The organism is Pseudomonas sp. QD4 (assembly GCF_049199125.1).
Classification (GTDB): Bacteria; Pseudomonadota; Gammaproteobacteria; order Pseudomonadales; family Pseudomonadaceae; genus Aquipseudomonas.
On the sequence record NZ_JBLZOM010000009.1, the window covers coordinates 1 to 21,280 of the forward strand.

Annotated in this window: 20 protein-coding genes; 9 read left to right on the forward strand and 11 right to left on the reverse strand. The window is 62.6% G+C overall.

What is annotated here, in order from left to right:
• Positions 1 to 101 precede the first annotated feature (101 nt).
• Positions 102 to 995, forward strand: coding sequence for an SMP-30/gluconolactonase/LRE family protein (locus ACOZJV_RS31380; RefSeq protein ID WP_078469317.1), 894 nt, complete (start codon positions 102 to 104; stop codon positions 993 to 995).
• Between the two features lie 33 nt (positions 996 to 1,028).
• Here ACOZJV_RS31380 and ACOZJV_RS31385 read toward each other — a convergent pair whose 3' ends face one another.
• The 4 genes from ACOZJV_RS31385 to ACOZJV_RS31400 all read right to left on the reverse strand — a co-directional run bounded on the left by ACOZJV_RS31385 (position 1,029) and on the right by ACOZJV_RS31400 (position 2,970).
• The gene (locus tag ACOZJV_RS31385) at positions 1,029 to 1,787 is read right to left on the reverse strand and encodes a FadR/GntR family transcriptional regulator (RefSeq protein ID WP_020299852.1); all 759 of its coding nucleotides are present in this window, start codon (positions 1,785 to 1,787) and stop codon (positions 1,029 to 1,031) included.
• A gap of 165 nt (positions 1,788 to 1,952) precedes the next feature.
• On the reverse strand, positions 1,953 to 2,321 hold the full coding sequence (locus tag ACOZJV_RS31390) for a hypothetical protein (protein ID WP_421549301.1): 369 nt from the start codon (positions 2,319 to 2,321) through the stop codon (positions 1,953 to 1,955).
• A 20-nt stretch (positions 2,322 to 2,341) separates the two neighbouring features.
• On the reverse strand, positions 2,342 to 2,530 hold the full coding sequence (locus tag ACOZJV_RS31395; RefSeq protein ID WP_078469686.1) for a hypothetical protein: 189 nt from the start codon (positions 2,528 to 2,530) through the stop codon (positions 2,342 to 2,344).
• A 2-nt stretch (positions 2,531 to 2,532) separates the two neighbouring features.
• On the reverse strand, positions 2,533 to 2,970 hold the full coding sequence (locus ACOZJV_RS31400) for an SMI1/KNR4 family protein (RefSeq protein ID WP_421549302.1): 438 nt from the start codon (positions 2,968 to 2,970) through the stop codon (positions 2,533 to 2,535).
• Positions 2,971 to 3,200: 230 nt separating this feature from the next.
• Between ACOZJV_RS31400 and ACOZJV_RS31405 the strand changes: the two genes are divergently transcribed.
• Positions 3,201 to 3,587: a c-type cytochrome gene (locus tag ACOZJV_RS31405; RefSeq protein WP_201128994.1), complete on the forward strand. Its 387-nt coding sequence runs from the start codon at positions 3,201 to 3,203 to the stop codon at positions 3,585 to 3,587.
• Between the two features lie 78 nt (positions 3,588 to 3,665).
• Here ACOZJV_RS31405 and ACOZJV_RS31410 read toward each other — a convergent pair whose 3' ends face one another.
• From ACOZJV_RS31410 to ACOZJV_RS31420, 3 genes are all read right to left on the reverse strand, one after another.
• Complete coding sequence (locus tag ACOZJV_RS31410) at positions 3,666 to 4,970, reverse strand: OprD family porin (RefSeq protein ID WP_078469312.1); 1,305 nt, start codon at positions 4,968 to 4,970, stop codon at positions 3,666 to 3,668.
• 301 nt (positions 4,971 to 5,271) lie between these two features.
• Positions 5,272 to 5,676, reverse strand: coding sequence for a nuclear transport factor 2 family protein (locus ACOZJV_RS31415; RefSeq protein ID WP_201128992.1), 405 nt, complete (start codon positions 5,674 to 5,676; stop codon positions 5,272 to 5,274).
• A gap of 29 nt (positions 5,677 to 5,705) precedes the next feature.
• Positions 5,706 to 6,401, reverse strand: a complete 696-nt coding sequence (locus ACOZJV_RS31420) for a DsbA family protein (protein ID WP_421549303.1) — start codon at positions 6,399 to 6,401, stop codon at positions 5,706 to 5,708.
• 261 nt (positions 6,402 to 6,662) lie between these two features.
• Here ACOZJV_RS31420 and ACOZJV_RS31425 point away from each other — a divergent pair, with 261 nt between their 5' ends.
• The gene (locus ACOZJV_RS31425; RefSeq protein ID WP_421549304.1) at positions 6,663 to 8,759 is read left to right on the forward strand and encodes a TonB-dependent receptor; all 2,097 of its coding nucleotides are present in this window, start codon (positions 6,663 to 6,665) and stop codon (positions 8,757 to 8,759) included.
• Between the two features lie 93 nt (positions 8,760 to 8,852).
• On the opposite strand, the gene ACOZJV_RS31430 is transcribed toward ACOZJV_RS31425, so the two are convergent.
• The 4 genes from ACOZJV_RS31430 to ACOZJV_RS31445 form a co-directional block, all read right to left on the reverse strand.
• Positions 8,853 to 9,053, reverse strand: a complete 201-nt coding sequence (locus ACOZJV_RS31430) for a hypothetical protein (protein ID WP_020299843.1) — start codon at positions 9,051 to 9,053, stop codon at positions 8,853 to 8,855.
• 245 nt (positions 9,054 to 9,298) lie between these two features.
• Complete coding sequence (aguA, locus tag ACOZJV_RS31435; RefSeq protein WP_421549305.1) at positions 9,299 to 10,405, reverse strand: agmatine deiminase; 1,107 nt, start codon at positions 10,403 to 10,405, stop codon at positions 9,299 to 9,301.
• A gap of 5 nt (positions 10,406 to 10,410) precedes the next feature.
• Positions 10,411 to 11,289: an N-carbamoylputrescine amidase gene (gene aguB, locus ACOZJV_RS31440; RefSeq protein WP_421549306.1), complete on the reverse strand. Its 879-nt coding sequence runs from the start codon at positions 11,287 to 11,289 to the stop codon at positions 10,411 to 10,413.
• A gap of 198 nt (positions 11,290 to 11,487) precedes the next feature.
• A complete protein-coding gene (locus tag ACOZJV_RS31445) occupies positions 11,488 to 14,400 on the reverse strand; it encodes an aminotransferase (protein WP_421549307.1) in 2,913 nt (970 codons plus the stop codon).
• Between the two features lie 243 nt (positions 14,401 to 14,643).
• Here ACOZJV_RS31445 and rfbB point away from each other — a divergent pair, with 243 nt between their 5' ends.
• The 6 genes from rfbB to ACOZJV_RS31475 are packed head-to-tail and all read left to right on the forward strand — an operon-like array spanning position 14,644 to position 21,259.
• A complete protein-coding gene (rfbB, locus tag ACOZJV_RS31450; RefSeq protein WP_421549308.1) occupies positions 14,644 to 15,726 on the forward strand; it encodes a dTDP-glucose 4,6-dehydratase in 1,083 nt (360 codons plus the stop codon).
• Positions 15,723 to 16,598 carry a glucose-1-phosphate thymidylyltransferase RfbA gene (rfbA, locus tag ACOZJV_RS31455; RefSeq protein ID WP_421549309.1) on the forward strand — a complete coding sequence of 292 codons (876 nt, stop codon included), beginning with the start codon at positions 15,723 to 15,725 and terminating at the stop codon, positions 16,596 to 16,598. The genes rfbB and rfbA overlap by 4 nt, the downstream gene beginning before the upstream one ends.
• The gene (gene rfbC / locus ACOZJV_RS31460) at positions 16,595 to 17,140 is read left to right on the forward strand and encodes a dTDP-4-dehydrorhamnose 3,5-epimerase (RefSeq protein WP_421549310.1); all 546 of its coding nucleotides are present in this window, start codon (positions 16,595 to 16,597) and stop codon (positions 17,138 to 17,140) included. The genes rfbA and rfbC overlap by 4 nt, the downstream gene beginning before the upstream one ends.
• Positions 17,137 to 18,018 carry a dTDP-4-dehydrorhamnose reductase gene (rfbD, locus tag ACOZJV_RS31465; protein WP_421549311.1) on the forward strand — a complete coding sequence of 294 codons (882 nt, stop codon included), beginning with the start codon at positions 17,137 to 17,139 and terminating at the stop codon, positions 18,016 to 18,018. Before rfbC ends, rfbD begins: the two co-directional genes overlap by 4 nt.
• 35 nt (positions 18,019 to 18,053) lie before the next feature.
• Entirely contained in the window at positions 18,054 to 19,862 is a 1,809-nt protein-coding gene (locus ACOZJV_RS31470; RefSeq protein WP_421549312.1) for a sensor histidine kinase, read from the forward strand.
• Positions 19,859 to 21,259, forward strand: coding sequence for a sigma-54-dependent transcriptional regulator (locus ACOZJV_RS31475; protein ID WP_020299834.1), 1,401 nt, complete (start codon positions 19,859 to 19,861; stop codon positions 21,257 to 21,259). Before ACOZJV_RS31470 ends, ACOZJV_RS31475 begins: the two co-directional genes overlap by 4 nt.
• The last annotated feature ends 21 nt before the right edge of the window (positions 21,260 to 21,280 follow it).

The window sequence follows — 21,280 nt, forward strand, 5'->3', positions numbered from 1 at the left end:
GGTGTTTTCCGGAGGCGGGGGGGTGGGGCTTTTTTTTCTGCCCTTTTCCGTGGGGGGGGGGCCCGGGGCGCCGCCGCCCCCTACCTTCTGGAGCCCACGGTATGAACGCCGAACTCATCGTCGATGCCCGCAATGCCACCGGCGAAAGCCCGGTCTGGCACGTGCAGGAAAATGCCTTGTATTGGGTCGATATCCCTGCGGGCCGCCTGCATCGCTGGCAGGCGGACGGCAAGACCGAATCCTGGCAGGCCGACGAGATGCTCGCCTGCATCGTCCGCAGCCCCCAGGGCCACTGGCTCGGGGCCCAGGAAAGCGGCATCTTCCAACTCACGCCCCAGGCCGACGGCCGCCTGCACGCCGAAAAACGCGCCGGGGTTGAGCACGCTCGGGCCAACATGCGTTTCAACGACGGGCGCTGCGACCGCCAGGGGCGTTTCTGGTCCAGCACCATGCAACCCGCTATGGGCACCGACCCGGTGGGGGCGCTGTACCGTTACGACGGGCAAACCCCGGGCCTGGTCGAGCCACTGAGCGCACAACTGGACGGCCTGCTGGTGGGCAATGGACTGGCCTTCAGCCCGGACGGCAAGACCCTGTACCTGTCGGACTCGCACCCCACGGTGCAGCAGATCTGGGCCTTCGACTACGACATCGACAGTGGCACCCCCCACAACCGGCGCAGCTTCGTCGACATGAACGCCCACCCCGGCCGGCCGGACGGCGCGGCGGTCGATGCCGAGGGGTGCTACTGGATCTGCGCCATCGATGCCGGCCTGGTGCTGCGCTTCACCCCCGAGGGCAAGCTGGACCGATCGCTGCCGCTGCCGGTGAAGAAACCGACCATGTGCGCCTTTGGCGGCGCCGGGCTCGACACTTTGTTTGTGACCTCGATTCGCCCCCAGGGCATCGACCTTGGCGACCAGCCGCTGGCCGGTGGCGTGTTCGCCTTGAACCCCGGGGTCAAAGGCTTGCCCGAGCCCCAGGCGCGCAGTTGAACAACCTCGGCTGAAAGGCCTTGGCGGCGGCGCTCAGGAAGTCAGCGCGGCCGCCGCTTCAAAGGCTTCGTACGCCTTGCGCATGCGCTCGCGACTGTTGGACAGGTGCAGGCGCATCGCGGCACGTGCGGCGTCGGCATCACGTCGGGCAATCGCCTGATAGATGTCTTCGTGCTCGCGGCTCAAACGCTCCAGGTAGGGCTCCTTGGCATCATTCACCAGGCGCTTGGAGTGCAGGCGGGTCCGGGGAATGATGCTGACCCCCATGTGCAACATGATGTCGGTGAAGTAGCGATTGCCCGTAGCCAGGGCGATCTGCTGGTGAAACTGAAAGTCCGCCGCCACCGCGTAATCGACACTGACCGCCGGGGAGTTCAGGGCATCGAGGGAGTCGCGCATCAGGCGCAATTGCTCATCGGTACGCCGCACACAGGCCAGGCCTGCCGCCTCCACTTCCAGGCTGATGCGCAACTCGAGCACCGCCAGCACGTCATGCAGGGTGACGATGGTCTCGGGGTCGATACAAAAGCCGCTGGGGCTGGGGATATCGCGGACAAAGGTGCCGATACCGTGGCGGGTTTCCACCAGGCCCGCGGCCTGCAACCGGGAAATGGCCTCGCGGACCACGGTGCGGCTGACCTTATGCTCGTCCATGACCTGAGACTCGGTGGGCAGCTTCGCCCCGCGCTCGATCTCACCTTCACGAATGCGCCGCGACAGCTCGGTGACCAGTTCCTGGGCCAGGCTGCGGTGCTTTCGGCGGACGGTGGGTTGGACGTTCTGGTGGTCCATTAAGAGCGTGTATCCAGGTTTACGGATGAAGGCTCATGATAGCTCAAGCAGTTGTACGACAACTACCTTTGTACGCAACAAGTGCGGCGATTTGCATACGAACTCAGCGCAATTGCTTTAAACCGAACGCTTCCCGTCACCCCACGCGCCCGCTACCCGGGGGCCTTAGTGACCGATGTACTTGTAGTGCGCCAACCACCGGCCATCGACCTGGTGCAGCGCCAGATACACTGCCGTCTCGCTGGGCTGGCCATCGGCGAACAGCACGCAGTCCAGGGCCACGGCCTGGTCGTTCTGTTGATAGAGGTCGATAAACCGCCGTTGCCCTCCGCGCTCGGCGAAGGCCAGGGCAACAGGCGCGAGAGACAAGCGGGCGCCCGGATCGAATGAGTCATCCAAGGCTAGGTAAACCTCTTCCAGGACGGCGTCGCTGATGCAGAAGCCCTGCTGAAGGGTGTCGGTGTCGCGCCGATCAAGGGCGTCGACCAGGGCCTGGGCCGCGGCATAGGCCTGGAGCTGTGTGGGCATGTTCATGGGGAGATCCGTTGGCCTGTTCAAGCGCCCAGGCGACTGGCGAAGTGACGGAGGATATCGGCAATTTCCAGGGCCTGTGTGGCCGTAAGCTCGACAGGATCGTTGTAGGCGCTGGCCGCCTTGAGATGAATGGACGAGCCTTGCTCAAGCACCACCCGCACCTCGCCGTCTGCGGTTTCAAACACGTCCTGCGGCGACGTGTCGATCATCATCAAACCCCTCTCACACGGTGCTCGGACAGCTGCATAAACGCCATGAAGCTGTCCGCCACCGGCTGGGTCACGCCGCTTTCGTGGGACCACAGGACCACCACCGGCTCGCCGCCAGCGCCTGCCACGGCGTAGTCGAAACAGTAGTAATCCCCGGTGCCGAACTCGGCAAACGGCAGCAATGCCGAGAAGTCGCTCGCGGTATCGGCCACGTTGTCCAGCCATACCAGCCAGCCCTCCTGGTACTGCCGAACGATGGAGTCCCAGGTCTTGCGCGGATCCCGCGCATCAAACACCGGAAACACCGTCAGCGCACCTAGCGAGCGACCGTTATTGACCAGCAGCCATTGCGTAAAAGACTCGGGCAAACGCCGCCCCAGCTCGCTCTCTGCCGCCTGGATGGCCGCTATCGACGTACCAATCACCCGTGCCTGAGCCATCGCTGCCTCCTCCTTGAAAAAACCGATAACGCCGACGCTCGACCGAACGCGGCAATCTGCCCGCCAACCACTGTCGCGCGGCAGTTTATGAGCAGTTTCGGATCGGCGCCAATCCCTATCCCTCAAGCCCCACGCGCCGGACCTTTGATCTGCGAACCCCGGCCACGGGTTTTTCATGCTGAAATAGCCGCGCGTTTTTGCCGCAAGCCGTTGCCGATCTGGAGTCCCCCATGAAGAAAACCGCAGCCCTGGCCCTACTGTTCACCCTGGCCCTGCTCGGCAGTCCCGCCCACGCGCAAGGCGATGCCGAGGCCGGCGGCAAGCTGTTCAAGCGGATCTGCGGCGGCTGCCACACTATCGGGCCTTCGGTACGCAGCTCTTTTGGGCCCCAGCTCAACGGCATCATCGGGCGCCCGGCGGGCAGTGCCAGCGACTACCAGTATTCGGAGGCCATGAAGAACTCCGGCGTGGTCTGGACCCGCGACAAACTGGTGGCCTATCTCGAAGACCCCAAGGCCGTGGTGCCCGGCACGCGGATGATCTTCTGGGGGCTGAGCGATGCAGAAAAAATCGACAACCTGCTGGCCTATCTACAAACCTTTGCCGAGCAGCCATAAGGCCGGGGGGCATTCCCCAGGCAAAAAAAAGGCCTCACATCGCTGTGAGGCCTTTTGCGTTACCCGTGTGCGCCAGAATCAGAACACGTTGATCGGGTAGTCGACGAACACACGCAGTTCGTTGCCGCTGTCGTTGTAGCCGCTGGACTTCTGCGCCACGCGCAGGATCGAGCTACGAACCTTCACGCTCAGGTCTTTGGCCGGGCCGCTCTGCACCACGTACTTGACCTGGTTGAAGATTTCACGCTCGGTACCACCAGTGGTGGTCGCGCCAGCGCTGTTGGTCGAAGTGATGTTGTCACCACGCACGTAGGCCAGGTTGTAGCTCAGGCCAGGCACGCCGAACGTACCGAAGTCCAGGCCGTAGCCCAGCTGCCAGCTGCGCTCGTCTTCAGCGTTGAAGTCGGACCAGTAGGAGTTGGCCAGGTAGATAGTGTTACCACCGTCACCGACACGACCTTGCTGCTTCTGGTAGCCGCCATAGGCGTAGCCCAGGTTGCTGTCACCGGTGCTGCGCTGGTGGGCCAGGGTGAACGAGTGAGGACCCACGGCGTAGACAGCGGCCAGGCTCCAGATCTTGTTGTCTTCGCCGCCAGCGTTGGTCTTCTGCGCGTAGGACTTGTCCAGCTCGGTGCGGTAGCCGTTGAAGTCCAGGGTCAGGGACTGGGAGGTGGCCAACGGGAACACGTAGTTCAGGTTCACGTATTGCTTCTTCAGCACGTCTTCGACGTCGGAAGCGTACAGCGCGCCCTTGAACTGTTCGGTGAACTGATAGGCACCGCCCAAAACGTTGATCGACTTCAGACCACCGCTGTCACGGCCTTCGGCGCTCTTGCGCGACTCAGCGGTGAAACGACCGGCGTTCAGCACCAGGCCCTTGATCTCTTTGGAAGTGATCAGGGTACCGGTGTAGCTTTCCGGCAGCAGGCGCGAACTGTCGTAGTTCAGGACCGGCAGCTCAGGCATCTGGTCGCCGTACGCCAGGGTGGTGTTGGAAACACGGAACTTGACTGCACCACCGGCCTTGGCCAGGTCGCCAGCCGGCGTCTTGTTGCCGTTTTCGCTTTGCTTGAAGAAGTCGATGCCGGCGCCGCCAGCGTGGCTACCACGGTCCAGACGCAGGCCGTACAGGCCGAAGGCGTCAACGCCCACACCGACCGTGCCCTGGGTGAAACCGGAAGAGAAGGTACCGATAGCCGCTTGGCCCCACTCGCGCTGATCGTGATTACCGTCTTTCTTGTCGCGATTGATATAAGCGTTACGCAGCAGCACTTTCAGGCTGGCGTCTTCAACAAAGCCCTTGGACTCAGCCTGGTCGTTAGCCATGGCTTGAGTAGCGCCCAAAATCCCCAGTGCAATCAGGCAGATCCGTTGTTTCAACATTCTTTTATTTTCCTTATTACGGGTTGATTACGCGCTGTGGAACCCGGTCCGGATGGCGTCTTAGCGCTCTTTTGCGACCCGAAAATAAAAAGGCCCGCCCCACGAGAAAACGTGGCGGGCCTTTATTATTTTAAGAAGTTATGGCTCTTGGCCACAGGCGTTGGGGCGAATCCTATCCGCGCCCAGAACAGTGTGTCAATTTCGAGAATCTTCTGGAAATAGGCAAAAATCTTCTAAGAATTCATTTGCACAGGGGCCATTGCGCTTGAGTGACAGGCAGCGACGGATGTGCGGCCCGTCATCAAGGAGCAGCAGCCCCTTGCATCGCCAACTGCACCGGGTGGCTGTCGACGAACTGCTCGAAGTGGCTGACCTTGCCGTCTTTCAGGGTCCATAAATGGACCACGCGGACGTTTATCGGCAAGCCGGTGGCCTTGTAGACGCCGGTGTAATTACCGTAGGCAACCACCTGGTCGCCTTGGGCCACATAGTTCTCGACCTTGAAGGCGAACCCCTCCCATTCGGTGGCCAGACGCTTGAAAACGTTCTCGACAATGGCCTCGAAACCCACATAGGTGCCGGCATAGGGAAAACCCGCCGCTTCGGTCCAGCGAGCATCGGGGGCCAGGGCGGCGGCGGTGTTCTTCGCGTTTTCCTGGGAATTGGCACCTTCATAGGTGCTTTTGATCAGCGCAAGGTTATCCATGGGTGACTCCGCGACAGGGGGAAGAACATTCAAGGGGTGCAACCGTCCAGGCCACAGACCGGGGCGCTGGAAGAGGGTACAGCGGATTCGCCGATCAGCGCTGCCTTGAGCCAGGTGGCGAACGCTTCGGGCTTGCCCAGCCAGGGGCCGATATCCAGCAGCCGCCGCTGGCCACCCAGCTCCAGCACCAGGGTCGGGAACCCTTGGCCACCGACCTGGGCCAGCAACGCACGGCTGTCCTTGATGTGGTCTGTTACCTGCTGCGCGCTGGCCAACTCGAACGCCGCGTCGAAGCTGTCGGCGTCCAGCCCCAGCTCTTGTGCAAGCTCCTGCAGTACATCCTTGTCGGCGATGCGCCGGCCTTCAAGGTAGTGCGCCGTCTGCAATCGCCCGAGCAGCGCCAGGCCCTGCCCGCTCAACGCCTGTGCAGCAAGCACCGCGGCAATGGGCGGCGCCGAATCGAAGACCGCCGAATGATCGCGCAGCAGGCCTTCAAAATACGCCTCGCCAAACGGCTGCCCGGTGTACTCGGCAATGCGCCGGTCGTGGGGCATCACGTAGTCGCGCAACTGTGGCGAGACGGCCTGGCGGTTATGGCCGGTCATCATGCCGCCGCCATGGAGCACCACCGGCACTAACGCCTGTGCAGCCTGCACCAGAGGCTTGGCGCCGTAGCACCAGCCGCAAAGAGGGTCGTAGATGTAATGAAGGGTCGCGGCAGACATGACGGGCTCCAGCAAAAGATTGAAAAAAACCGATGCCGCAGCCTATGCCCAGGCCCGCCACGGAAAAACCCCGGAATGGCATTCAGTCTGTTTCGCCAATCGGTCGAATGGGTCCTCCCGCCCCGTGTATCCAGCCCCTTACGACAAAGACACAATTTGAAACATAAACCCAAGGGAACTTTCCAGGAATAATTAACGAAAGCAAATAGCAAGCATTACCATTCGCACCCTCGACTCACCCACCCTTCGGATGCGCTTTAAATGCCTGCCCACCCTCGCCTCACGCCAGTTTCCATCGGCCTGTGCGCCCTGCTGACTTCCGGGTTCAGCTATGCCGCCACCACCCTGCCGGTCACCGCCATCAACGCCGAAGCCAATGCCGATGAAGACGATCCCCGGGTCAGGGAAAGCAGCACCGCGACTCGCACTGCCACGCCATTGCGCTACGTGCCCCAGGCCATCGACTCGATCAAGACCGCCAACGTCATGGATTACGGGATCAATGACCTGGGCACGGCGCTGAGCGGCATCCCCAACGTCAGCAACAGCGCCGATACGCGTTTCGACAGCGTGCGCATCCGCGGTTTCGACGCCAGCAACGACTTCTACCTCGACGGTATACGCGACGACAGCCAGTACGTGCGCGACCTGCACAACATCGAGCGCATCGAGGTGCTCAAGGGCCCTGCGGCCGTGCTTTACGGCCGCGGCAGCCAGGGCGGGATCATCAACCGCGTAAGCAAACTGCCACAGTTCGGCCGTCGCTCCAGTGTCGAGCTCAGGGGCGGCAGCGAGGATTTGCGCAGCCTCTACGCCGACCTCAGCAGCGATCCGTCGGAGAACATCAGCCTGCGCCTGAACATGGGCAACGAGGATAGAAACAGTTTCCGCGATGGCGTCAGCGGCAACCGCCAGCTGTTCGCACCGTCGATGAGCTGGCAACTGACCCCGGACCTGAACTGGCTGGTGCAATACGAATACAGCCGTTATGACCGTACGCCGGACCGCGGGATTCCCGGTATCAACGGGCGCCCGGCCGATGTCAGCCGCGATACCACCTACGGTGACAAGCGCGACTACATCAACGACAAATCCCAATCCCTGCGTTCCAAGCTCAGCTACGAGCTCAGCGACAACTGGCAGCTGCGCAACACCCTGGGGGTGTTCAAGCTCGACAGCGATTTCGACAACACCTACGTCACCACCTATAACCCTGCCAACAGGACCGTGACCCGCCAGCGCTGGCAGCAGGACCTCAATACTCGCAACCTTTACAACAACACCGAGCTGGAAGGCACCTTCGACACCTTCGGTCTCGAGCACCGCTTGCTGACCGGCGTTGAGCTGGGCAATCAGACCCGCGACCCCAAGCTGTACACCGCGGCCGCAGTCGGCGCTGGCGGCCAGGCCGTACCGGCACTGGACCCGTTCAACCCGAACCGCGACCTGCGGCACACCGGGAAAATGGTGATTTCCACCCACAACCGGAGCGAAGTCGAAAGCCGCGCCGTCTATGTGCAGGATCAGTTGCGCCTGAATGATCAATGGCAACTGCTCGCCGGCCTGCGTTACGACAACTTCAGCATCGAGACCGACAACCAGGTCACCCACCGCAAGGACGACCGCGACAGCCACAGCACCAGCCCGCGCCTGGGGGTGGTCTGGACGCCTCTGGAGCACCACTCGTTCTATGCCTCGTGGAGCAAGAGCTTTTCTCCGGTGGGCGGCGGCTTGATCGGCATTACCCCCAACGCCAACGGCAACACCAATGACCTGAGCCCCGAGCGCACCCGGCAGAAGGAAGTCGGGGTCAAGAGCGACTGGCTCGACGACCGTTTCAGCACCACCCTCGCGGTCTATGAACTGGAGCTGTACAACCGCCGCAGTCGGAGCGTCGACAATCCGAACATCATCCTGCTCACCGGCCTGCAACGCTCACGTGGCGTGGAGCTGACCGCCAGCGGCAAGATCGTCGGCAACTGGTCGCTGCGGGGCGGCATCGGCTTGCAGGACGCGACCGTGGTCAAGAGCAACAACGGCGACGAAGGCAACCGGGTCAACAACGTCGCCAAGCGCAACGGCAGTCTGTTCATCACTTGGAAACCGGAAGCGGGCTGGTACGCCGAAACCGGCCTGACCCTGGTCGGCGATCGCTACGCCGACAACCTCAATACCGTGGTGCTGCCCGGTTATGGCCGTTGGGATGCCCTGGCCGGCTTCCGGCAGAAAGACTGGAACCTGCGGGCCTCGCTGAACAACATCAGCGACCGCACTTACTACTCCACGGCCACCAGTGCCGGGCAGATCCAGTTCGGCGACCCACGCAGCCTGGTGGTCACCGGCACCTACAGCTTCTGAAGCCCCCCACGGAAGACGCTGAACCCCCGCTATAAAGTCCGTGCAAAAAAAAGCGCTGCCATCCCGGCAGCGCTTTTATCAATCCGTTGCTGACTATCCTTCCATTACATCCCACAACGCTTGCAGTTCTGCCTCGCTGAGCAAGCCGGCAGGGTAGCGCTCGGTGATCATCCGGCGCGGATCAGGCTCTCTGATCTGGCGCGTTCCATTGGATTTCAACCACAGGGCCAGAGCCTGAAGCGATTCGTTATTCATTGCCAAGGGATGCGATGCCCGCTCGCTGATCATATTCATTCCAGCGCTCTCTCCTGGTTCGTGAGCGGCTAACTTATCCAAGGTTTATGACAGAACATCGCAGTTCTACCGGTCTCAGAATCACCTCTGAACTGATACAAGAGCTGTGCCAATGTGCCGGCAATGTGGGTTGGCGGATACAAAAAAGCCCGCAGTCCATAAGGGCTGCGGGCTTGCTGCTCAGTACAGGATTAAATTCATCATCCCATCCCGTACTCAGGTGACATGGGCTGTTACAACCCCACTCAACCTTTGTGCGGTGCAGGCTGCTGTTGGGTAAGGCAATGGATATTGCCGCCCCCCAGTAACAGTTCGCGCCCCGGCACCATCACCACTTCATGCTGCGGGAACAGCCCCTGGAGGATCTCCCGGGCCTGGTCATCCAGGGGATCGTCAAAACTTGGGGCAATGATGCCGCCATTGACGATCAGGAAGTTCACATAAGAGCCGGCCAGACGCACCGACGGGTTGCGCTCCTGGGTTCCTTCCACGGCATCGACGCCGTCGCACTCTTCCTGGGTCGCATAGAGCGGTCCCGGGATCGGCATTTTATGCACCTTGAAGGTGCGGCCCTTGGCATCGCGGGTGTTTTCCAGCACTTTCATCGCCGCCTGGCAGCGCGGGTAGTTCGGGTCCTCGGGATCATCGGTCCAGGCCAGCAACACTTCGCCCGGGCGCACGTAGCAGCAGAAGTTATCCACATGACCGTCGGTTTCATCGTTGAACAGGCCATCCGGCAGCCAGATGACCTTGTCCACCGCCAGGTGCTCGCCCAGCAGCGCTTCGATCTCATCGCGCTTCAGATGCGGGTTGCGATTGCGGTTGAGCAGGCATTCTTCGGTGGTGATGACCGTGCCTTCGCCATCGACGTGGATCGAGCCGCCTTCGAGCACAAAACCTTCAGTGCGGTAGCGCTGGCAGCGTTCGATTTCCAGGACCTTGCTCGCGACCTGCTCGTCACGGTTCCACGGCGAATACAGGCCGCCGTCGAAACCGCCCCAGGAGTTGAACCCCCAGTGCACGCCGCGGACTTCGCCGCTGTTGTTGATGACAAAGGTCGGGCCGGTATCACGGACCCAGGCGTCATCGCTGGACATTTCCACCAGGCGGATATTGGGGACGTCGAGGCGCGCCCGGGCGTTTTCATATTGGCCGGCCGATACCGCCACGGTCACCGGTTCAAAACGGGCGATGGCCCGGGCCACCGCCGCATGCGCGGCCTGCGCCGGCTTACCGCCCAGGCGCCAGTTGTCCGGGCGCTCGGGCCAGATCATCCAGGTCTGGGTCTGCGCTGCCCATTCGGCGGGCATGTAAAAGCCGTCGGCGCGAGGCGTGCTGTGCAAAGTGCTCATGGTGCTTAGGACTCCAGGGAACCGTCGAGTGTTTTGATCGCACCATACAGGTTCGGACGACGGTCACGAAACGAACCCCAGGCGCTGCGAATGTGTTCCAGCTGATCGAGGTCAAAACTCTGAACCAGTACCCCTTCTTCGGTCTGGTTCAGTTCCTGGACCTTCTCGCCGAATTGATTGGCGATAAACGACGAGCCGTAGAAGGTAATGTCGTAGCCGTCCTGCTCTTCGTTGCCGATGCGGTTGCTGGCGATCAGCGGCATCAGGTTGGCACCTGCATGGCCTTGCTGCACGCGCTGCCAATGATCGCGGGACGAAATGCTCTGGTCATGGGGCTCGCTGCCGATGGCGGTGGGGTAGAACAGGATTTCCGCCCCTTGCAGCGCCATGCTCCGCGCGCATTCCGGGAACCACTGGTCCCAGCAGATACCGACGCCGATTTTTGCGTAGCGTGTGTTCCATACCTTGAAACCGGTATCGCCCGGGTTGAAGTAATACTTTTCGTGGTAGCCGGGACCATCCGGAATATGGCTTTTCCGATAAATCCCGAGGTTGCTGCCATCGGCGTCGATGATCGCGATGCTGTTGAACCGCGCCCGCCCGGCCAGCTCGAAGAAGCTGATGGGCAACACCACTTGCAGCTCCCTGGCGACCTTCTGGAAATGCTTGATCGCGACGTTTTCTTCAACCGTCGTCGCCAACTGCAGGTAGTCCGGATTCGGCTTCTGGCAGAAGTACGGGGTCTCGAACAGCTCCTGGATCAGGATGATCTGCGCGCCTTGGCCTGCGGCCTCGCGGACCAGCTTTTCAGCGGTCTCGATATTGGCTTCCAGATCCCAGGAACAAGCCATCTGGGTAGCGGCGACGGTAACGATACGACTCATGGAGCATCTCCTGGGCTGGCGGGCGTTGGGCCAATGGTGACAGTGGCCCGTGACAGAAAAGGGCGACGTGCGAACACGCGGGCGTTTCAGCAACGCCGACTTTATATCCGATAAAAATCGACTTTAAAAGCGATATAAATTCATAAAATTGAAAAACACGCATCTAAAGCCGATAACAATCGATTAAAGTTTACCTATTCACAGCCCCTCGCCCAGCACCTTGGATAGCATGTCGACAAAGAAATCCACGCTTTGGCGAGTGGTGACCATCGGTGGCTTGATCTTGAGAATATTCAGGTAGTCACCGGTGGGCTGCATGAAGATGCCCAACTCCCGTAGGCGTTCACACAGCAGGGTGGTTTCTTCGGTAGCCGGCTCCAGGGTCTCGCGGTCGCGCACCAGCTCCACCCCCAGATAGAAGCCGGAACCATGCACCGCCCCCACCAACGGATGAATATCCATCAGCGCCAGCAAGCGTTGCTTGAAATGGCCGCCGACCACCTGGGCGTTTTCCCAGAGCTGTTCTTGCTCCATCACATCCAACACCGCCATGCCGATCCGGCAGCTCACCGGGCTGCCGCCCGAGGACGAGAAGAAATAGCCCTCAGCCTCCAGCGCTTCGGCAATTTCGCGCCGGGTGATCACCGCCCCCAGTGGCTGGCCGTTGCCCATGCCCTTGGCCATGGTGATGATGTCCGGCACCACGCCCTGCTCTTCAAAGCCCCAGAAGAAGGAGCCCATGCGGCCGTAGCCGACCTGCACCTCATCGGCAATGCACACACCGCCCTGGGCCCGCACCAGGCCATAGACCTGCTGCAGATAACCCGGCGGCAGGGAAATCCCGCCGGCATTGCCGTACACCGGCTCGCAGATAAAACCGGCCAACTGCCGTTGTTGCGCGGCCAGCTTGACCAGGTTGTGCTCGACACTACGCACGTAGTCCGGCGCGCTGTCCTGACCGCGGAACTCGCCACGGTAGGTATTGGGCGCGGTGACCGGGTGCACCCAGTCCGGTCGGCTGCTCAGGGCCTTGGGATTATCGGCGATCGAGGTCGACACCGCGTCCGCCGCCACCGACCACCCGTGATAGGCCTCAAGCACGCTTAGCATGTCGCGCCCGCCGCTGTAGGCCCAGGCCAGGCGAATCGCCAGGTCGTTGGCCTCTGTGCCGCTGTTGACCAGAAATACCCGGTCCATGGAGTCCGGCGCCAGGGCCAGCAGGCGTTCGGAAAACTCCGCCAACGCGGCGTAGTGAAAGCGCGAATTGGTGTTGAGCAACGACCACTGGCGGCTCGCTTCAGCGGCCATGCGCGGGTGGCCATGGCCCAGCACCGCCACGTTGTTGAGCATGTCGAGGTAGGAACGGCCCTGCATATCGATCAGATGGTTGCGCCAGCCGCGCTCGATACGCGGCGGGTCTACGTAATAGTGTTTTTGCGAGCGGGCAAAACTGGCATCGCGCCGTGCCAGCAGCAGTTGGGAGTCAAGCTCCGGCTCGGCATCGCAGGCCAGCCCCAGCAGCGCCGCCGGCGACGGGCACAACGCCTGCCAGGCCGCCGCTCGGGCCGGCGTGCAAAACAGCGGCGGGTCAAGCTCCAGGCCACGGCACAACTGTACCTGCAAGCCCTGGGTCACCTCCCCCAGCACCTGCCCCTTGAGCAGCGCCGCACCCGAGTCCAGAGACGGCCTGACACCCCACAGGTGCACACTCAATTGCCCGCTGTCGAGGCGCAGGCTGCCGTCGGCGGCCACCTTGAGTACACCGGCAAAAGGTGCTTCGACCGGGGTGCCGCTGGGCACTTGCAACTGCACATGCAGCGGGCAGGTATCCGGCTCTACGGCGCTGTCAGGGCGGGTCCGGGATAAGCGGTACTGGCCATAGCGGCTGGCGGCCAGGCCATGGGTGGCGGCCGCCTCTTCCAGCAGCCGCTGATCGATGCCGGGCTGTTCCCAGTTGCCGGCTTCAAAATGCGGGCTGAGCACCCCCAGGTCGATCAGGGCGAACTCCCGTCCCACCAGGCTCGGCAACAGGGGCGCAAAACCCTCACTGGCAATGCTCGGCAGGGACTGGCCAACCGCTGTCAGAATCGCCGCCTCCATCAACTCGAAGGGCACGGCCGTGGCGACCCGGAAAATCTCCCATTCATGGCTCAGGTTGGCGCGGCTGTATGCATTACCCGGGTCGATGCTGACCTGCTGCTCACCACTGAGCACCAACACCGCCGCGCGCGCCACGATCAGCGGCCACAGCGCCCGCAACTCGGCATGCTGCAACGGGTTGACCGCGTGATAGGCCCGAACTGCCGGCAGGATGCGCAACGGATCGCCTTCAGCATGGTGCAGCAGGGCGGCGCAGGCGACCGAAAGGTCGGTGATGCGCCAGGTGCGGATCAGGTCGCCAAAATCGATGACGCCCTGTAATTGCCAGTGCCGTTGCGAATCACGCTGCCAGACCACGTTGTCATCGGTAATGTCCATATGGATCGCCTGCACCGGAAGTTCGTCGAGCAGCGGCTGCAAGCGACGCTCAGCCTGCTCGGCAGCCTCTGCAATCAACCCGCGCTGGTGCGCATCGGCAATCACCGGCAGCAGATGGCTGATCAGGGTGCTGGCGTGGCGCGCGTCCCACTGCAAGGTGCGCTCAAGGCCCGGATGCTGGAAATCGGCCAGGGCCAGGTCCATCTGCCCGCACAACCGGCCAAAGCCAGCCATCAGTTGTGGCCCCAGGTAATCCAGGTGGGTCAGGGAGTGGCCTTCGATGAAATCGAGCAGGCGCACATGTACCGTTTGTCCGGATATTTCCAGCGAAAGCAGGTCGGCACCGCTGTTGGACGGGATCACCCGCGGCACTCGCCACTCGGGATGCTGGCCCAGATGCTGCAGCCCGGCGTGCTGGGCCTGCAACTCCAGGGCGGCGTAGTCGCCATGGCAAATCTTTAGGACATACCGACCCTGATCGGTGTCGACGCGAAAGTTGAGGTCCTGCTGGCTGCCCAGGGACTGCACCGTGCCGCGCAGCCCGTAGTGGGTTTCCAACAACTCCAGCGCCTGCTGCGCGCTAATCTGCGGACTTGGCAGGCTGGCACGGTGAATCAACGTGGCGAGCAACATACAACGACCCCAGGCAATTATTATCAGGCGCTTATATCGCCACCGCGCCCGACGTTACGCAACCCCCCAGGTGTGACAGCCAGTGAACAAGCCAAGCGCCACTATGGGTTGGTATTTGTCTGCAAAAGCTTGCAGACATTGAATAGGACCACTCCCTGCCCCTTGCACTGCCGGGGCTATGCCGACAAGCTATGCGGCATCCGTTTGCATCAACGACCGACTTAAGGAAACAGGCTACCCAACATGCGCATTCTCGTTACCGGCGGAGCCGGTTTTATTGGGTCGGCGCTGGTCCGCCACTTGATCGAGCACACCGAACACGAAGTGCTCAACCTGGACAAACTGACCTACGCCGGCAATCTCGAGTCGCTGCACAGTGTTGCCAGCAACAGCCGCTACGAATTCGTCAAGGCCGACATCATCGACCAGGCCACCGTCAGTGCCGTCCTGGCACGCTTCCAGCCCCATGCCATCATGCACCTGGCTGCTGAATCCCACGTCGACCGCTCCATTGACGGTCCGTCGGATTTTATTCAGACCAATATCGTCGGCACCTACAGCCTGCTGGAAGCCAGCCGCGCCTATTGGCAGGGCCTGCCGGTGGCGGAGAAAAGCACCTTTCGTTTTCACCATATCTCCACCGATGAGGTCTACGGCGACCTGCATGGGGTCGATGACCTGTTCACCGAAACCACGCCCTATGCCCCCAGCTCGCCCTACTCCGCCAGCAAGGCTGCGTCCGACCACTTGGTCCGCGCCTGGCAGCGCACCTACGGCCTGCCGGTGCTGATCACCAATTGCTCGAACAACTACGGCCCGTTCCACTTCCCGGAAAAGCTGATTCCACTGGTGATCCTCAATGCCCTCGCGGGCAAGCCGCTGCCGGTGTACGGCAACGGCCTGCAAGTGCGCGACTGGCTGTTTGTCGAAGACCACGCCCGCGCCCTGTTCGAAGTGGTGACCCAAGGTGTGGTCGGCGAGACCTACAACATCGGCGGCCATAACGAACAGACCAACATCGACGTGGTGCGCGGCATCTGCGCCCTGCTCGAAGAGCTGGCGCCGCACAAACCAGCCGGGGTCAAGCAGTTCGCCGACCTCATCACCTTCGTCCAAGACCGCCCCGGACACGACCTGCGCTACGCCATCGACGCCAGCAAGATCGAACGCGAGCTGGGTTGGGCTCCCGAGGAAACCTTCGCCAGCGGCCTGCGCAAGACTGTGCAGTGGTACCTGGCAAACCTCGAATGGTGCCAGCACGTCCAGGACGGCAGCTACCAGGGCCAACGATTGGGCTTCACCGACACCAAGGATCTGATTGCATGATGAAGGGAATTATTCTAGCAGGCGGTTCGGGCACGCGCCTGCACCCGATCACCCTCGGTGTGTCGAAGCAACTGCTGCCGGTCTACGACAAGCCGATGATCTACTACCCGATCTCGGTGCTGATGCTCGCGGGGATCAAGGACATCCTGCTGATCTCCACCCCCCAGGACCTGCCGCAATACCGCAACCTGCTGGGCGATGGCAGCCAGTTCGGGGTGCGCTTCAGCTACGCCGAGCAGCCTTCGCCGGACGGCCTGGCCCAGGCCTTTCTGATTGGCGAAGCGTTTATTGGCAAGGACCCGGTGTGCCTGATCTTGGGTGACAACATCTTCCACGGCCAGCATTTCGGCGAGCAGCTAAAAAGCGCGGCCAAGCGCCCCGGTGGTGCCACGGTTTTCGGCTACTGGGTCAAGGATCCGGAGCGCTTCGGAGTGATCGACTTCGACAGCGAAGGCCGTGCCTTGTCGATCGAAGAAAAACCGCAAAAGCCGAAATCCAGCTACGCGGTCACCGGGCTGTATTTCTACGACAACGATGTGATCGAGATCGCCAAGGCGGTCAAGCCTTCGCCCCGGGGCGAACTGGAGATCACCGACGTCAACAATGCCTACCTAAAGCGCGGCGACCTGCAGGTTGAGCGTTTCGGCCGTGGTTTTGCCTGGCTCGATACTGGTACTCACGACAGTTTGCTTGAGGCATCGCAGTACGTGCAGACCATCGAGCACCGCCAGGGCCTAAAAGTTGCCTGCCTTGAAGAGATCGCCTACGAGAATGGCTGGATCAATCGTGCGCAGTTGCTGGAGCGGGCGAGTTACTTCGGCAAGACCGGCTACGGCCAATACCTCTTTACCCTTGCCGGAGAAGAACAATGAACGTGATTCCCTCTGCTTTGACGGGAGTAATGATCATTGAACCCAAGGTCTTTGGCGACGAGCGTGGTTTTTTTTACGAAAGCTTCAATGCCAGGGCCTTTGAACAAGCAACCGGGATCAAACAGCAATTTGTGCAGGATAATCACTCTCGCTCCGCGAAAGGCGTTTTGCGTGGTCTGCACTATCAAATCGAGCACGCACAAGGAAAGTTGGTACGCGTTACTGCAGGCGAGGTACTTGATATTGCGGTGGATGTCCGCCGCAGTTCTCCTAACTTCGGCCAATGGGCCAGCGTGCTGCTATCTGCCAAGAATAATCGCCAGCTATGGGTACCCGAAGGCTTCGCCCACGGCTTCGTCGTCCTCAGCGACTTCGCCGAGTTCCTCTACAAGACCACCGATTACTACACCCCGTCCGCCGAGCGCTGCATTCGCTGGGATGACCCGGACCTGGCCATCGACTGGCAACTCACGGGCACGCCGACCCTCTCGGCCAAGGATCAGGCCGGCAAGCGCCTGAACGAGGCCGACCTGTTTCCATGAGCACGCCCATGAAGATCCTTATCAGCGGCCAGCATGGCCAGGTGTCCCGCGAGCTGCAGCAGCGCCTCAAGGGCTTGGGCGAGCTGATCGTACTCGGTCGCGACCAGCTCGACCTGGCGCACCCGGAGCAGATCCGCCGCCAGGTCCAGGCCATCGCCCCGCAGCTGATCATCAACGCTGCCGCCCACACCGCGGTGGACCAGGCGCAAAGCGAACCCGAGCTGGCCTTTGCCATCAACGCCACGGCACCCGGCATCTTCGCCGAAGAGGCCCGGGCCCTGGGCATCCCGTTGATTCACTACTCCACCGATTATGTGTTCGATGGCAGCAAGGCCACGCCCTATACCGAGGACGACGTGCCCAATCCGCTTGGGGTCTACGGCCAGAGCAAACTGGCCGGGGAGCGCGCGATCGGCGCAGTCGGCGGCCAACACCTGATCCTGCGCACAAGTTGGGTCTACTCCAGCCACGGCAAGAACTTCCTGCTGACCATGCAGCGCCTGTTGCAGGAAAAACCCCTGCTGCGGGTGGTCGCCGATCAGATCGGTGCGCCAACCTGGGCCGGAACCATCGCCCACAGCACCCGCCTGCTGATCGAGCGCTGGCAGGCCGGGACAGCGGGTGCCTGGGGCACTTATCACCTGAGCGCTGCAGGCCACACCTCGTGGTTCGGCTTTGCCGAGGCGATCGCCGCGCACCTTCGGGACCAAGGCAAGGCCTGCGCCGCACTGGAGGCGATTCCCTCCAGCGACTACCCGACTCCGGCACCACGGCCGCTGAACTCGCGCATGGACTGCAGCCGCCTGGAACGCGAATGGGGCGTGAACCAGCCTGACTGGCAAGCTGCATTGCACGAGTGTCTTGCCGAGCTGGGCTAGGCATAATGCGCCTGTATCCACAGGCGCCGACCCTCATGACTCCACCCCTCCCCCGCAGACCCCGTTGGCGCAGCCTGGCGTTGCTGGCCCTGTGCCTGGCGCCGCTGCTGTGGCCGCTGGAGCATTTGGCCGAGCGCTATTACCGCAGTGAATTGGTAGGACAGAACCGCCAGACCCTCGATCTGTACGTGGCCAACCTGCTCGGCACCCTGCATCGCTACGAAGTGCTGCCGCAGATCCTGGGCGACCTGCCCGCCCTGCGCTCGGTGCTCGATGCCCCGGATGATGGCGTCACCCAAGGCAATGCCAACCGCCTGCTGAAAAACATCAGTGCCCAGACCGGCGCCGAAGTCATGTACCTGATGGACACCAACGGCAAGACCCTGGCCGCCTCCAACTGGGACAAGCACGACAGCTTTGTCGGGCGCAATTTTTCCTTCCGTCCGTATTTCAGCGAAGCCATGGCCGGGCGTCTCGGGCGTTTCTTCGGCCTTGGGACCACCTCGGCCAAGCGCGGTTACTTCTTCGCCGCAGCGGTGCACGACGGCGAGCGGATCATCGGCGTGCTGGTGATCAAGGTCGATCTCGACCACACCGAAAGCCTGTGGGGCAAAACCCCGGAACAACTGCTGGTGACCGACCACAACGGTGTGGTGATCCTGACCTCGCGCCCCGAGTGGCGCTTCCGTGCCACCCGGCCCCTGAGCGATGCGGAGCGCCAGGCGATCAGCGCCATCCAGCCCTACCCGACTCGCGAACCCAGGCCCCTGAAGCTCAACGCCAATGCCTGGCTGACCCAGACCGTGCAGATCGATGAAACCGGCTGGAGCGTGAGCCTCCTCGCTCCGCAGACCCTGGTGGCGCGCCCGGTGCGCACGGTGGTGGCGGTGGGCGGTGCTGCGCTGCTGGTGTTGATGCTGCTGCTGGGCCTGATGATGCAGCGCCGCCGCCACTACCTGGAGCGCATTGCCTTCGAGGCCAAGGCGCGCCGCGAGCTGGAAATGCGCGTAGCCGAGCGCACCAGTGACCTGGAAGGCCTCAACCGCCGGCTCAAGCAGGAAGTGCTGGAGCGGGAAACCGCGCAGCAGGAATTGGTGCGGGCCCAGGACGACCTGGTCCAGGCCGGCAAGCTCTCGGCCCTGGGTACCATGTCGGCGAGCATCAGCCACGAGCTCAATCAACCCCTGGCGGCGATCCGCAGCTACGCGGAAAACGCCGAGGTGCTGCTCGATCACCAGCGCACCGAAGACGCCCGCGGCAACCTGAAGTTGATCAGCGAGCTGACCGGGCGCATGGCCTCGATCATCGCCCACCTGCGAGCCTTTGCCCGCCGCGACCGCCATGCACCGGAAAGCGTGGCCCTGCAACCGGCGCTGGACGATGCCCTGGCCTTGCTGGCCAAGCGCCGCAGAGCGATGGAGGTCGAGCTGATTCGCGACCTGCCGGCCGCCACGCTGTGGGTCGAAGCCGGGGAGACCCGCCTGCGCCAGGTACTGGGCAACCTGCTGGCCAATGCCCTCGATGCCCTGACCGAAAAAGGCCCGCCGCGCAAATTGTGGTTGAGTGCCGAATCCACCGAGAGCGGCGTCAATCTGTACATTCGCGACAATGGCCCGGGCTTTTGCATGGAAGCCCTGGGCCGCGCCGGCGAGCCGTTCTACACCACCAAGACCCGGACCCAGGGCCTTGGCCTGGGCCTGGCGATCTGTGACACCCTGATGCGCGCCTTTGGCGGTGAGCTGTCGTTCGCCAACCACCGCGAAGGCGGCGCCCTGATCACCCTGCGACTGCGCGCCGGCGCACCGGGTGTGAGCCTGCAACCGTCCGAGGACCGCAGTGTATGAGTACCCCCATCGACCACCAGGTGCAGGTGGTGTTGATCGACGACGATCCCCATCTGCGCCAGGCCTTGAGCCAGACCCTGGACCTGGCCGGGCTGCAGATCCTGCCGCTGGCCGAGGCCCGCGGGCTGGCCGCGCGCCTGGAGCGCGACTGGCCGGGCGTGGTGGTCAGCGACATCCGCATGCCGGGCATGGATGGCCTGGAGCTGCTGGCCGAACTCCATGGCCAGGACCCGGAGCTGCCGGTGCTGCTGATTACCGGTCACGGCGATGTGCCGCTGGCAGTGCAGGCCATGCGCGCCGGGGCCTATGACTTCCTGGAAAAACCATTCGCCAGCGATGCCTTGCTCGACAGCGTGCGCCGCGCCCTGGCCTTGCGCCGGCTGGTGCTGGACAACCGCAGCCTGCGCCTGGCCCTGAGTGATCGCCAGCAACTGAGCACGCGCCTGGTCGGGCACTCGGCGCCGATGCTGCGCCTGCGCGAACAGATCGGTGCCTTGGCGGCGACCCGGGCCGACGTGCTGATCCTCGGCGAAACCGGAGCGGGCAAGGAGGTGGTGGCGCGAGCACTGCACGACCTGTCGAACCGGCGCAACGGCCCGTTCGTGGCGATCAATGCCGGGGCCCTGGCGGAATCGGTGGTGGAAAGCGAACTGTTCGGCCACGAACCCGGGGCCTTCACCGGTGCGCAAAAGCGCCGCATCGGCAAGTTCGAGTTCGCCAATGGCGGCACGCTGTTTCTCGATGAAATCGAAAGCATGAGCCTGGATGTACAGGTCAAGCTGCTGCGCATGTTGCAGGAGCGGGTGGTGGAGCGCCTGGGGGGCAATCAGCTGATCCCGCTGGACATCCGGATCATCGCCGCGACCAAGGAAGACTTGCGCCAGGCCGCCGATCAGGGGCGCTTTCGCGCCGACCTGTACTACCGGCTCAACGTCGCGCCGCTGCGCATTCCGCCGCTGCGCGAGCGGGGCGAAGATGCGCTGATGCTGTTCCAGCATTTCGCCGACGAAGCCAGCACCCGCCACGGCCTGCCACTTCATGAGCTGCAACCCGGGCAACGGGCGTTGCTGCTGCGCCACACCTGGCCGGGCAACGTGCGCGAACTGCAGAACGCCGCCGAACGCTTTGCCCTGGGCCTGGAACTGGCCCTGGACAACAGCGCCCCGGACGGCAGTGCGCAGCCGGCCCCGACCCTGGTCGAGGGCGGGTTGAGCGAGCAGGTGGAGAACTTCGAAAAGAGCCTGATCGCCGCCGAAATGAGCCGCGCTCACAGCTCGGTGCGCAGCTTGGCCGAGGCCTTGGGCATCCCGCGCAAGACCCTGCACGACAAGCTGCGCAAACACGGCCTGAGCTTCGCCGACAGTGGCGCCAGCACCGGCAGCGACGAGCTCGATTGAGCAGCGTCCACCCCTTCCCAC